The organism is Thiothrix caldifontis, from assembly GCF_900107695.1.
Taxonomy (GTDB): domain Bacteria; phylum Pseudomonadota; class Gammaproteobacteria; order Thiotrichales; family Thiotrichaceae; genus Thiothrix; species Thiothrix caldifontis.
In genome coordinates this window covers 226,334-239,105 of sequence record NZ_FNQP01000004.1, presented here as the reverse complement: position 1 = coordinate 239,105, position 12,772 = coordinate 226,334, and the positions used below count along the sequence as shown (strand labels likewise).

Annotated in this window: 12 protein-coding genes; 6 read left to right on the top strand and 6 right to left on the bottom strand. The window is 51.2% G+C overall.

The genetic code is table 11. From position 1 onward, the window contains the following. Positions 1 to 57 precede the first annotated feature (57 nt). The 4 genes from BLV87_RS19245 to BLV87_RS05020 all read right to left on the bottom strand — a co-directional run bounded on the left by BLV87_RS19245 (position 58) and on the right by BLV87_RS05020 (position 4,413). Positions 58 to 216, bottom strand: coding sequence for a hypothetical protein (locus BLV87_RS19245; protein WP_175517813.1), 159 nt, complete (start codon positions 214 to 216; stop codon positions 58 to 60). An 85-nt stretch (positions 217 to 301) separates the two neighbouring features. Beyond that, the gene (locus BLV87_RS05030; protein WP_093066021.1) at positions 302 to 2,434 is read right to left on the bottom strand and encodes a protein kinase family protein; all 2,133 of its coding nucleotides are present in this window, start codon (positions 2,432 to 2,434) and stop codon (positions 302 to 304) included. 125 nt (positions 2,435 to 2,559) lie between these two features. Then, entirely contained in the window at positions 2,560 to 3,738 is a 1,179-nt protein-coding gene (locus BLV87_RS05025; RefSeq protein ID WP_093066019.1) for a glutathionylspermidine synthase family protein, read from the bottom strand. 3 nt (positions 3,739 to 3,741) lie between these two features. Then, a complete protein-coding gene (locus BLV87_RS05020; RefSeq protein ID WP_093066055.1) occupies positions 3,742 to 4,413 on the bottom strand; it encodes a Cj0371 family chemotaxis-regulating polar lipoprotein in 672 nt (223 codons plus the stop codon). 115 nt (positions 4,414 to 4,528) lie between these two features. Here BLV87_RS05020 and BLV87_RS05015 point away from each other — a divergent pair, with 115 nt between their 5' ends. From BLV87_RS05015 to BLV87_RS05005, 3 genes are all read left to right on the top strand, one after another. Continuing rightward, entirely contained in the window at positions 4,529 to 4,960 is a 432-nt protein-coding gene (locus tag BLV87_RS05015) for a ComEA family DNA-binding protein (RefSeq protein ID WP_093066017.1), read from the top strand. A 63-nt stretch (positions 4,961 to 5,023) separates the two neighbouring features. Beyond that, on the top strand, positions 5,024 to 6,055 hold the full coding sequence (gene galE, locus BLV87_RS05010; RefSeq protein ID WP_093066015.1) for a UDP-glucose 4-epimerase GalE: 1,032 nt from the start codon (positions 5,024 to 5,026) through the stop codon (positions 6,053 to 6,055). Positions 6,056 to 6,242: 187 nt separating this feature from the next. After that, positions 6,243 to 6,926 carry a polysaccharide biosynthesis/export family protein gene (locus BLV87_RS05005; protein WP_093066013.1) on the top strand — a complete coding sequence of 228 codons (684 nt, stop codon included), beginning with the start codon at positions 6,243 to 6,245 and terminating at the stop codon, positions 6,924 to 6,926. 158 nt (positions 6,927 to 7,084) lie between these two features. On the opposite strand, the gene BLV87_RS05000 is transcribed toward BLV87_RS05005, so the two are convergent. Continuing rightward, the gene (locus tag BLV87_RS05000; RefSeq protein WP_245706920.1) at positions 7,085 to 8,491 is read right to left on the bottom strand and encodes a YcjF family protein; all 1,407 of its coding nucleotides are present in this window, start codon (positions 8,489 to 8,491) and stop codon (positions 7,085 to 7,087) included. After that, a complete protein-coding gene (locus BLV87_RS04995; protein ID WP_093066011.1) occupies positions 8,424 to 9,926 on the bottom strand; it encodes a GTPase in 1,503 nt (500 codons plus the stop codon). The genes BLV87_RS05000 and BLV87_RS04995 overlap by 68 nt, the downstream gene beginning before the upstream one ends. Positions 9,927 to 10,047: 121 nt before the next feature. Between BLV87_RS04995 and potA the strand changes: the two genes are divergently transcribed. From potA to potC, 3 genes are read left to right on the top strand one after another with little or no spacing between them, the layout of a single operon-like run. After that, positions 10,048 to 11,157: a spermidine/putrescine ABC transporter ATP-binding protein PotA gene (gene potA / locus BLV87_RS04990; RefSeq protein WP_093066009.1), complete on the top strand. Its 1,110-nt coding sequence runs from the start codon at positions 10,048 to 10,050 to the stop codon at positions 11,155 to 11,157. Beyond that, positions 11,154 to 12,020, top strand: coding sequence for a spermidine/putrescine ABC transporter permease PotB (gene potB / locus BLV87_RS04985; protein WP_093066007.1), 867 nt, complete (start codon positions 11,154 to 11,156; stop codon positions 12,018 to 12,020). The genes potA and potB overlap by 4 nt, the downstream gene beginning before the upstream one ends. Continuing rightward, complete coding sequence (potC, locus tag BLV87_RS04980) at positions 12,004 to 12,771, top strand: spermidine/putrescine ABC transporter permease PotC (protein ID WP_093066005.1); 768 nt, start codon at positions 12,004 to 12,006, stop codon at positions 12,769 to 12,771. Before potB ends, potC begins: the two co-directional genes overlap by 17 nt. Position 12,772 lies beyond the last annotated feature (1 nt).

Genomic DNA, 12,772 nt, shown 5'->3' with positions numbered 1-12,772 from the left:
CTCGCGGTTTCCAGAAGTGCCAACGTATGGCGAATTTTGTGTGAAATCTACGTCAAATTACTGATTATCCTCATCCAACACTGGATCATGCTCACCGGATTGTGGGAAATACCCCAGCGCAGCCTCACCAAAGGTGTTCAAGCCATTCAGGAACAGGCTTCCCATCTTGCCGCCTGCATCGCTGAGCGACGCAGCTTGATAAAATGCCTCAAGCAACTGGCAAAACTCTTCGCTTCTTCAACCGCTTGCCGACAAAACAAACGGAGGAAAAAACCTAATAATTGGATGAGATTACAGCAAGTTAGGGAATGGAGGGCTTAAAGTTGATGCGTATAGGGTCGATACCTGATTCCCCACCGTACAAGCGTGCATAGCGCGATAAGTTCGGTGCGGAAAGGCTGACGCTGACACGGGGTTGCAAGATGCCATAGCCTTGCGTAACCCGCTGCTTGGCGGGGTCGTAAACCGCGTGGTTCAGCGGGTGCGCCAACGTGCCGACAAATTGACGCGCAGCGTCACGCGGAAGCTGGGTGTCGGTGTCCAACGTAATCACGTATTTCACCTCGGCAAGCGGCGTGATGTCGCCCACGATCAGCGCGAATGCGTCCTTTGCACCACCACGTAGCAGCACATTCAAATCCGCTAGCTTGCCGCGTTTGCGTTCGTAGCCCATCCACACTTGTGCTTGCGGATTCCAGCGGCGCGGGCGGTGAAACAGGAAGAAAATGTCACCCGATTCGCCGGGATATTTGGTGTTCAGATGGTCGATGCCTGCGTGTGCTAGCTGCAACAACGCCGCATCCCCCGCCAATGTTTCTAGCGGCGCATCCAGAAAATCGGTCAATAAGCCGAAATGCAGATGCGCATCCCGATTGGCGAGGAAACGCACTTCCAGTGCCTCCATCATGCTTTCAATGCCGGGGGCGCTACTGAGCATGGTCGGCACGACCACCAAGGTACGCGATGGCTGCGGAATGCCTTCCGAAAAGTCCATGCGCGGCAAGGCATACGGCGTAGTCAGCAAGGTTGCCAGCCAGTTCACCAGTGCCACCGACAGGTAGCTTGTACCGAGCGCCAACACGATGCCCAACAATGCCAGCGACCAGCCCTGTACGCCTTCAGCGTGGGCTTGCAGCAACAAGCCGCTGGTAAACAACAACGTTAACAGTGCAATACTGCCCACAAAGGAGAGTAGGGGTAAGCAGCAAGCGGTTCTGTGGAGTTTTGTGAGCAGCGGTAGCCGTGCTTGCGCGGCTTGTTCGAGTTGGTGCAAGCCGTCGTCGATCAGGTAAAAACCAACGTGCGCGGTGCGGTCGTCATTGCCATGCTGTTCCGCGCCTGCTTGCGCCAGTTGCACGGCTAATTGTGCGACTTCGCCTTCGGAATAACGGGTGTATTTGGCAATTTTTTCCACGACATGGCGGTAACGGTCACGGGTAGCAAAAGTCATCTCGCCGTATGCACCCGCCGGATCGTCGAGCAGGGTTTGTTCGACAACGCTCATATTTTCGACAAATTCTTCCCAATCCATCGAGCCAAGGAAGCGCAGACTGCCGATGCTGTTGCCAATGGAGACTTGATCAGCCGCTTGTTGCTGGCTTTCTATCTGCACCAATTGTTCGATGGTAAGGTGTGACTCTGCCAGCAATTGCTCGATCCAGCTCAATGGCAAGCCCAGTGCGGCGCTTTGCCATTGCAGGCGGCGTACCAGTTCCGCTACAAACGGTGTGCTCATCGGTGGGTTGGAACGCGCCATGTCGGCAATCACCAGAATCAGGCTTTTGGGGTCTTGTTCCGCCGCTTCGACCATGCGGTTTGCCCAGGTGTCGGCAAGATCCTGGTCAATTTTGTCGGTGGTAATGCGTGCCGCAATACGCCGCAGGTTTTCGATCAGCGCCAGGCGCAGCATGATGGGGATTGCCCATAATTCGCCCAGCTTCAACGGTGTGACGGTCTGGTAAGCGGTGACGAAACGGCTGAGGCTGTCGGGGTCAACGCGCCCATCACCGTGCGCAATGTTTTCCAGCGCAATGTCATAGACACGCGGCAAGCCACTCGACACGCCATCCGCCAAGCGCGGCAATTCGCGGCTGTATCCTTGCGGTAAGTGGCGTTTGGCGGTACGGATTTGTTCGTCAATCAGGTAAAAATTATCCAGCAACCATTCGCCAGCAGGGGTGAGGCGGCGGTTGGCGCTGAGTGTGGCGGTTAACACGCGGGCGCATTCCACTAACACGGCTTCGTTGTCAGAGAGGCGGTTGAGAAGTTGATCTTGCACCGCTTGGTGGGTGAGTTGGTGGGAGTCGGCTAACGTTCTGCCGTGGCGTTCCATCTGGTCGGCACTGAAAAGTTCGGCTTTGATGGGTAGCTCTTCGGGGGGGCGTTTTCGCCCTTGCAGAATCCGCTCGAAAAGTGTTGGACGGATGACTGGCATAGTGTACTCCTTGCTAAGTACACGGAACGAAGCTAATTGTAGTGGATGGCATGACTGGGGTGCATACCGAACCTACAGGGTAACACATTGGAAAGGGGAACCGGGGTAAACTTGGCTAACCCGATTTACCTGACCCGATGTGCCACAAATTTACTGAGGTTATCGAGGATTTCACCGCCACGTCGAAAACCTAAGCCGCAGCCTTCCCACGCGAAAAATACCCCGGCCTGATAACTGCGCCCTTGTGAATCTTTGGGGTATGCCGCGAATGCTTGGTAAATGGTGTGGTAGCGGTCGTATTCGCCAAGGGTTTGCGTGAGGAGTTTGCCCGCTGCATCGTAAATGCTGACATTGGCACCTTCGCGCCCGAACAGCTTTTTCGCCACTTGCTTTTTGCCGTGCAGCCTTTCACTGCGGGTTTCCAACAAATAGGGGGAGTCGGGGAATAGCTCGTACAACACTTTCAAAATGCCCTTGCTTTGGAACAGCAGGGTGTATGCAGGGTTGAGAATGACGGTCGTGGTGTTACGGGTAATGTCGTCGAGAATGCCGTTGATGCCGTCCGTTTGCAGCGCAATGTCTTCCCACGGGTAAAGCTTAAACCAGTAGTCGAAACGGGTTTGTTGCGGGTTGAAAATGCCTTGCTCTTCGAGAAAGCCGACTTCATCCATGTAGCAAAAATCGGTCTGAAACCCCGCATCATTAGCGAGGTGCTGCAAAAAACGCACGGTTTGTTCGTCTTCCGGCAGGCCGCGAATGCTGGAAAACAAGATGTTTTGATACCGGTAATACTCGCCAAAACGGTCGGGGTCGTTCTCGCCAGTCACTAAGCGGCGAAAGTTTTTCACGAGGCTGGCGTAGACCGTGTTGAATTGCGCGGCTTCGTTCATGCCATTGGCTTTGAGCAGCGCCCATTGCACGATGGCGGTTTCAAACAGGCTGGTGGGGGTGTCGGCGTTGAATTCGATCAGTTTAATCGGCAAGCCGTCGACACCGCCTGCGAAATCGAAACGCCCGTAGAGGTGGCGATGGTCGTTTTCCCAACTGCGACGGATGTGGTCGACCAGATTGTAGGGAATGTCGAGTTCCAGAAAACGGTCATGGTCGATGACGTATTGGGCGGCGGCGACGTACATATCGTAGAGTTCGTTGGCGGCGTTGTAATAAGCTTCGGCTTCCGCTTCGGTAACGACGACGATTTCAGCGGCAACATAGGGTTGACCGTCGGGGTCGGTGTGCCACGTCATGCCAACTTCTTCCATGAGCGCGGGGCTGATGGGCTTGACGGTTTCGAGTTGAATCATGATTTAGCCCCCTGCTGATCCGCCACCAAAAGAACTGCCGCCAGTGCTGCCAGAGCGGTTGCTGGGGTTGGCGTTATTATTATTGCCGAAAAAGCCGGATTTGGGTTGTTGCGCTTGATTGGGGTTGACCGCACGGGTGTCGGTGCGGGCGGCGGGGCGGCTGATGCTGCTTTGGGCTTTGCTGGCTTGTTGTTGCTGGTGCTGTTGGTAATTCGCGTTGCCCATGAGTTTGTTAGCAAGCATTCCGCCAATCAGTGCCCCGGCTGCGGCGGCGAGAACCGTTTCGCCCAAGCTTAAGCCTTGATTTTGTGCCACGGGTTGGGTGAGGGCAGACGTGCCGTCTTCGACCTTTTTGGCTTCGGCTTCTGCCATTGCTTTGAGTTCGGCTTCGGTGAGAATGCGTTCATTGCCTTTCATGTCCTTGAGAATGGCGCGGGTTTGGCTGGCGGGATATTTTTCCACCAGCTCATACGTATCAGGGTTTGCGCCAGTTTGCTGAATGACCATGAACATGGCTTCGCTTTTGGCGGCTTCGGAAATCGTGCCAGCGCCTGTGTTGGGTGGCGGGGCAGGGGGCTGATCACCCCCGCACCCTTGCAGGCTGGCGAGGATGGTCATACCGAGACTACCTACCATCGAGTAGGAAATAATGGGTTTGATATAAGGTTTGTTCATTGGAATTATCTCTTGCCGATTGTCTGGAAAAGCTGCGGAATAAGGTGATTTAACGCGATAATTCACGGGTGTACACACAAACCCTAACAATAAATCACATTCACGAGAGTCAGCAATGAAAAAAATGATTGCCATTACATCCCTGCTTGTTTCCCTGTTTGCATCACCGGTTGTTTTAGCGGAAATGGTCAACATCAATACAGCAGATGTTGCCACGCTGGATTCACTGGACGGTATCGGTGAAAAGAAAGCCGAAGCGATTGTTGCGTACCGCACTGAACACGGTGAGTTCAAAACCCTAGAAGACTTGAAAGAAGTCTCCGGCATTGGTGACAAGCTATTCGACAATATCAAAGACAACATCTCGTTAGCGGATGCTGATACGGCGGAAGCGGATAAGTCAGCAAAGACGACTGACACAGCAGAAACAGAAGCAGTCGCAGAAAAAACAGAGGTGAAAGCTGAAAAAGCGTCGGCTAAAGATGAAAAAGCGGAAGCTGCTGATAAAGTATCCGAGAAATCGACGGTTAAAGCCGACAAAACCTAAGCTGTTTTGTTACCCTATGGCAGACGCAATAATGGTTGCGTCTGCTAATTAATGAGGGCCGACATGCAAACAACTAAACATATTCTGGTGACGGGTGGAGCTGGCTATATTGGTTCCCATACTTGTATTGAACTGCTGAGTGCAGGCTTTCAGGTCGTGGTGCTGGATAATCTGTGTAATAGTTCACCCGAATCGTTACGGCGCGTTGCACAACTGACTGGGCAGACCAGTATTCCTTTTTATGAAGGTGATATTCGTGATGTCGCGCTGCTTGAGCGTATTTTTAGCGAATACACTATTGACAGTGTTATCCATTTTGCAGGTTTGAAGGCTGTCGGGGAATCCGTCGAACAGCCGCTAGCTTATTACGATAATAACGTTGCGGGTACAGTCAGTCTCTTACAAGCGATGCAGCAACACAGTGTGAAAAATATTGTGTTCAGTTCATCAGCGACTGTATATGGCGACCCGCACACGACACCGATTCAAGAACATTTCCCCTTGTCTGCCACTAACCCCTATGGGCGTTCTAAGCTGATGATTGAAGAAATTCTCGGCGATCTTTACAAGGCTGATCCAACTTGGAAAATTGCGTTGTTGCGTTATTTCAATCCGGTGGGAGCGCATAGCAGTGGTAGAATTGGCGAAGATCCTCAAGGGATTCCCAATAATCTGATGCCCTATATTGCACGTGTTGCGGTTGGGCAATACCCCTATCTATCCGTATTTGGTGGTGACTACCCGACTCATGATGGCACGGGTGTGCGCGATTATATTCATGTGGTGGATTTGGCTAAGGGGCATGTGAAAGCATTAGAAGCTTTTCAGCGGGGAGACGTGCCTAATTTGCTCGTAGTCAATCTCGGTACGGGGCAAGGTTATTCTGTGCTAGATATGGCTAGGGCATTCAGTGAGGCCAGCGGAAGAGAAGTGCCTTATCGCATCGTGGCGCGACGGGCGGGCGATATTGCTTGTTGTTACGCTGACCCTGCACTGGCAGAAAACTTGCTTCACTGGAAGGCGGGAAAGGATTTGGTGGATATGTGCCGTGATACGTGGCACTGGCAAAGCAGTAACCCCAAGGGTTATAATTAAACCTTGTGTGTCATAAATTTCGATGGACTGTGTGAATTTGGTCTATATTCCTGTTGTCTGCGAATTGCTTACGTTTAGTCAGATGAGCTTCGCAAATACTGGTCAGAAAATTTACTGTTGAATTTGATGTAATACTTAAACCCTTATCCCAACTTAATTGTTAAAAATATTATCAGGGAGATCCCCAATGAAAATGACATGGAAATTATTGTTTCCTTTCTTAGCGGCAATGACACTGGCAGCTTGTTCCAGCGGCGCACCACAACACACTGCTTTACCCGGTTCTACGGTAAGTACAGCATCGGCTAGCTTGCCCACCGGCACTTCAGGCAGTGACCGGATTGCACCGCAAGATCTGTTGGAAATTGACGTCTTTAAAGTGCCAGATTTATCCAAAGAAGTACGGGTTGATGACAATGGTAATATTACACTGGCTTTAATTGGTACAGTACGTGCTCAAGGTTTATCGGCCAGCCAGTTGGAAAAACAAATTGCGACGCGTTTGGAAAAAGATTATATGCACAACCCACAAGTGAATGTCATTGTGCGTGAGTCGACAGCTAGTAAAATCACGGTTTCTGGTGCAGTGAATAGACCTGGTGTTTACCCATTAGCGGGTGATACTACGGTGACTCAGGCGATTGCGCTGGCTGAGGGTTTAAACCGTTTAGCGGTGAAAGACAATGTGACTGTTTTCCGCGATGGCAAGCCTTACACGGTGCCTCTTGAGGCTGTAAACCAAGGAAAGGTTGCTGATCCGGTTGTGATGGCGGGTGATAAAATTCAGGTACATACATCTGCAACTAAAGAAGCAGTGCAAGATTACGGTGGCATCGGTGGTTTGTTGTCACCGTTCGGTCTGTTACGTTAAGCGCTTGCCATAAGTAAGCAAAGAAAGGGCGACTTTAGGGTCGCCCTTTGTGTTTAGGTATTTTTAGGAACTATTGGTAACGTTGACCCGCTAATTATGATCCCAGCATCTCTTCGCTTTGCAGGGTTATCCAGAATTTAGCATTAGAACCATTCGCGTTAGCTTTGGGGATTTTTAACAGTTTTATGTAGATAGGTGATAATTTCTTCACGGGCTTCCGTCAAGACTGAATCACGGTCGAGTGATTCCAAAATGCGTTCCACGGTTAATTTGGGACCGACTTCTCCCCACGATTTGCCATTGGCAAGCCATTCTTCAGCAACACGCCCAACCACTAGTGTGCTGTACCATGCCACTGCACCTTGAGCGGCACCTGTCAGCACAGTCGAGATACCGCCTGTACCTAATTTGAGGGCGGCAGAGACTAAATGCACGGCCCAAACTGTTCCCGCCAGCAATAACATTTGCCCCAGTATCGTGCGAATAAGGTCGCTGGCTTCATTGCGCGAAATAGGTAAGCCGTACAGCTTTGACAGGTGAATAATCATGCTGGCGTCAATCACCGCAGCGGCTAATAAGTCTGCCACTGGAATGGGATTTAGCGCAACGGCAATCCCTTTACCCAAGCAATACAGGCGGATGGTTTTTCCACCAAGCTCACGTTTTATCGCCAGAATACGTTGCCCGACTTCCTTGCTTAAATGTCCGGCGAACAGAGAGGCATTGAGTGCGGCAAGGGTTTTGCCTTCGGCTTCGATGATGTCCCACAAGCGGGTTTTGAGGGCGCTGATATTGATGGGGCGTTCGCGGATACCTTCGATTTCTTCACCGTGTTCATCCACATAAATAATGGTTTGGCGGCTGGCTTGCGCTGTAGTAAAAATTAAGTTTTCGGGGGCAATCATGCCTTGGGTACGGGTACGTAAGATACTGCGTAACTGTTGTTGTTCCTTCTCAGTGTAACGGTCGGCTTTATTCACAATCAATAGCGTCGGGCGATGTGAACCGGTTACTGTTTTGAGGGCTTGGAATTCCACATCGGTGAGGTCGCCATCCACGACGAATAGGACTAAATCGGCCCGATTAGCGACTTCATGTGCCATTTTTTCGCGGGATTCGCCGTCAATTTCATTAATACCTGGCGTGTCGATGAGGAAAATACCGTTGTCGCTGTATTCCTGCCATTGCTGCATATTGACGCTGCGGGTTTCGCCGTGCAAAACACTAACACTGAATACAGGCTGCCCCAGTAAAGCATTTAGCAAGGATGATTTGCCGACACTAACGCGCCCGAAAACCGCAATGTGTACATGCCCATGTTCTAATTTATCTAACATCCCGCGTACTTGGGTATAATCATTGCGCAGGCTTTCACGTACATCGTCTGGGATGCGTGTATCGTCGAGCAGTTGGCGCAGGCTTTCGGTTGCCAGTTGTAAATGCGTGTCACCGCTGCTCTGTGGCGGTGTATCGTCCTCCGGTGCGGCGTTGTCCGCTTTATTTGCCCCGATATTGTTCAATAACCAATCTGGCAAATGTTTTTGTACGTTCTTCCAGATTTCCACTGAGCATCTCCTGAAATGTTGCTGCTGCGGGCGCTGCTTTGAGTGCGCCGCGTTGTTCGAGGGTGTGCGCGACGGATTTGCCGAGCGCGTCAAAAATTAGCCCATAAGCCACGGCATGTACCAAACCACCCGCGACAGTGCCAATGCCGGGGAAGGCTTTCAAACCATTGCCTGCTACAGCGAGTAGCAGTGGGATACTCTTCTTCAACTGTCCCTGACTGAAATTCAGGAATTGGTCGATGTCGAGTTGACTGACCGGGCTATCGTACAGTTTACAGAGTTCTTGTACCATGCGCGTCCCAATCACACCCTGAATTACCAGATCCGTACCGGGGCTGACGGAAGCCAATGCGCCCAGTATGGCTTTGTGGGTGGAACTGCGCACAATTTTTTCCGCTTGGGTACGTCGATAATCTTCACGGGTGAGGTCGAGTTTTTCTTGTACCAAATGCAGTACGCTGGCATCGCGTTGTTGTGAGAGCGTTTCCAGCCGCCGGTCGATTTCGGTTTGTAGGTGAGTGGCAAGGGCGGAAACGTCCATCTTGCGGGGGCGCTGTACGGTTTCTTCACGCCCATCGGGGTAGACTCGCACGATTTCTTCCGTGCCGCCGGATTGAATGAACAATACTTCCGGGGGTTCGGCTGTCCCTGTCCGCTGCGCAGAGTCGAAGCGGGCGCGGATGCGCTGGGCAAGCTGTGCCTGTTCTTCGGCACTGTACTGGTCGCGTTTGTTGATCGCAATCAGTAAGGGCTTGCCGAATGCTGCCAGTTCCTGCAAGTCTTGAAATTGGCTGCGGCTGAGGTCGGAATCGGTGACATACACCACAATATGTGCCCGAATCGCTTCGTCGCGGGCAGCAGCATCGAGTGTGCCTTCTGCTTCATTGCGCCCCGGTAGGTCGGTCAGGAGTAAATGGTCGCCAGCGATGGTTTGCCAGGTATATTCGCGAATCTCGCGGGTGGAGCCGCCGCGCAGGTTGATTTCTACCCCCGCTTCCGGCAATAACGCTTTGATAATGGAAGATTTTCCCGTGCTAACGTCACCGAAAAAGGCAATGTGTGCATTTCCCGCCGTTCTACGTTCGTTTAATTCGGCGATTTCGACTTCTAGCGGCGCTGTATCCATGCCCGCTGCTTTGATTTGCGCGATGTCTTGGGTCAGTGAGGCTTCAGTGACGGGTTTGGGGGCAGGGCGCTTAATGGCTGTGGTGGAACGCCCGCCAGTGACTAATTTCACGATGAGCCAGCCGCTGAATCCCATCACCGCTACAATAACAGTGCTGTAGCTGTAAAATAGCCAGTGCGGAAGTAACAGCAGCCTATCCCACAAGTCGAGGAAGTTTTTGGTAGCAAAAAACAAGAACAGCAAAAACAGCAGCGTCATCAGTAAGATGCCGCCTGCGAGTAGCCAGCGTAAGCGTCGGGTAATTTTCATGGTTGGTCGAATTCTTCCATTTCCTTCAGTAGGCGGGGATATTATCCATTGAATGTGGGCGTGTGGGAAATATAATGGATGCGCCCCCGTCACGCTAGGCCATTAACGATAGGAGCCGCGCTTGAACCGATCACCCATTCTGACCCTGAGCAATATCAGCAAACGGTTTGCTGCTCAGGAAGTGCTCACCGATTTTCACCTCACGATCAATGACGGTGAATTTTTCACGATCTTGGGACCTTCCGGCTGCGGTAAAACCACCGTATTGCGGCTGATTGCGGGGTTTGAGCAACCGAATGAGGGGCAAATCTTGCTGAATGGTGAAGATATTGCCGGAATTCCAGCAGAAAAGCGCCCGGTGAATACTGTTTTCCAGAGTTATGCACTGTTTCCGCATCTGACGGTATTCGATAACGTGGCATTTGGTCTGAAAATGGCAGGGGTGGATGCGCAAAATATCGCAGTGCGGGTTGCCGATGCCTTAGCAATTGTGCGTTTATCCGATTTTGCCAACCGTAAGCCGCACCAGCTTTCCGGTGGGCAGAAACAACGGGTGGCGATTGCACGTGCTGTGGTGAATCGACCGAAAATTTTGTTGCTGGATGAATCACTTAGCGCACTCGATTATAAGTTGCGCCAGCAAATGCAATTGGAGCTCAAGCAATTGCAACGCCAATTGGGCATCACCTTCGTCTACGTGACTCATGATCAGGAAGAAGCCCTGTCGATGTCTGACCGGATTGTGGTGATGCACAATGGACAAGCGCAACAGGTTGGCACACCCCGTGAAATTTACGAAGCGCCCCGTAACCTGTTTGTGGCGCAATTTATCGGTGAAATCAATGTATTCGATGGCGAAATTACCCGTGAGTTGGGTGAATACCAGTACCAGGCGCTGATTAACGGCGTGGAACGCGAAATCCGCTGTAATCACCGTTTTACCGCAGGCGATAAGGTGCATGTGATGTTGCGCCCGGAAGATTTGCGTATTGATTGCCGCCCTAATGCACTGGAGCGCAAGGGGTTTCCCGGCATTGTGTTGGAGCGTAATTATACCGGGCAAACCCTGAACTCGCATATTCGTCTGGAAAACGGGCAAACGGTCATGGCGCATGAATTTTTCGACGAAGATGACCCCGATTTCGATTACAGCATTAACCAAAAAGTCGGCGTGGACTGGGTTCCGGGCTGGGAGCATGTTATCCCTGCGGAAAGGGCGGGTAAGTCATGAATCTGTTGAATTTCCGGCGTTTTGCCATTGTGCTAACGCTGGTGTGGCTGGGGTTGTTTGTGCTGGTGCCGCACGTATTGGTGTTGTTGACCAGTGTGATGTCGCCTGATGCGCAGCATTTGGCGGTTTGGCCGCTGACTTTGAATTCGTGGGAACGTTTATTCGAGCCAGTGTATGCGGAAGTATTTTGGCGCAGTTTGTGGCTGTCGACCCTAACCACGGTAATTTGCTTAGTGTTGGGGTATCCGTTTGCTTATATTGTGGCGAAATTACCTAATGTTTGGCGTGGGGTATTGCTGTTTTTAATGATTGTGCCGTTTTGGACGAATAGTTTGATTCGTACTTATGCGATTAAGCTGATTCTGGGGAATAAGGGATTGGTGAATGCCGCGTTGTTGGGGACTGGAGTGGTGGATGAGCCACTGCAATTATTGTATACGCCGTTTGCGGTGGTGTTTGGTTTAGTATACGTGTTACTGCCGTTTATGGTGCTGCCGTTGGTATCGAGTTTCGATAAATTAGACAGTACGTTGCTGGAAGCTGCACAGGATTTAGGCGCGAGTTTTTGGGCGCGGTTTCGGCTGATTATTGTGCCGCTGACCATGCCGGGGATTATTGCGGGGAGTTTGATGGTGTTTTTGCCTGCCATGGGGATGTTTTACGTGGCAGATTTGTTGGGTGGGGCGAAGAATCTGCTGCTGGGTAATATTATTAAAAACCAGTTTTTGGTGGTGCGCGATTGGCCGTTTGGGGCGGCGTTTAGCGTGGCGTTGATTGTGATCATGGCGGGTTTGTTATGGTTATATTTCTTGGCTAACCGTCGAATTAATCGACAAGGGGGGTTGGATGATGAAAGCCTTTAAATGGAGCTTTATAATCGCCATCTTCGCTTACCTGTATTTACCCATCGGTATCTTGGTGATCAACTCCTTCAACGCCTCCAAATACGGCTACGAATGGAAAGGTTTTACTTTCGAGTGGTACGCCAAGCTCTGGGAAAATGAGGCACTTACCCAAGCTTTTTTGAATTCTTTACTAGTGGCAAGTCTGGCAGCAACCGCTGCAACACTCATTGGGACGCTGATGGCATTGGCCTTGCACCGCTACCGTTTTCCGCTGAAAGCCACCGCCAGTAGCTTACTGTTTATTGTGATGATGTCCCCCGACATCGTACTGGCAATCACGTTTCTGGTGATTTTTATCGCGCTTGGTATTCAATTGGGTTTTTGGTCATTGCTGATTGCACACATTACGTTTTGTCTACCCTTTGTGGTGATCACGGTGTATGCCCAACTCAAAGGTTTCGATAAATATTTACTGGAGGCGGCGCAAGATTTGGGGGCAAGCGAAAGTCGCATCTTCCGCCTGATTATTTTGCCGCTAGTATTTCCAGCGATTGTGGCTGGGTGGTTATTAAGCTTTACCCTGTCGCTTGATGATGTAATTATCAGTTCGTTTGTCACCGGCCCCAGCTTTGAAATTTTGCCGATTCGGGTGTTTTCAATGGTCAAGGTCGGTGTCTCGCCCGAAGTGAATGTGTTGGCAACGCTGTTGCTGGCGATTTCGCTGTTTTTGGTTACGCTTTCAACGTTACTGCTCAGGAGAAAACACTGAC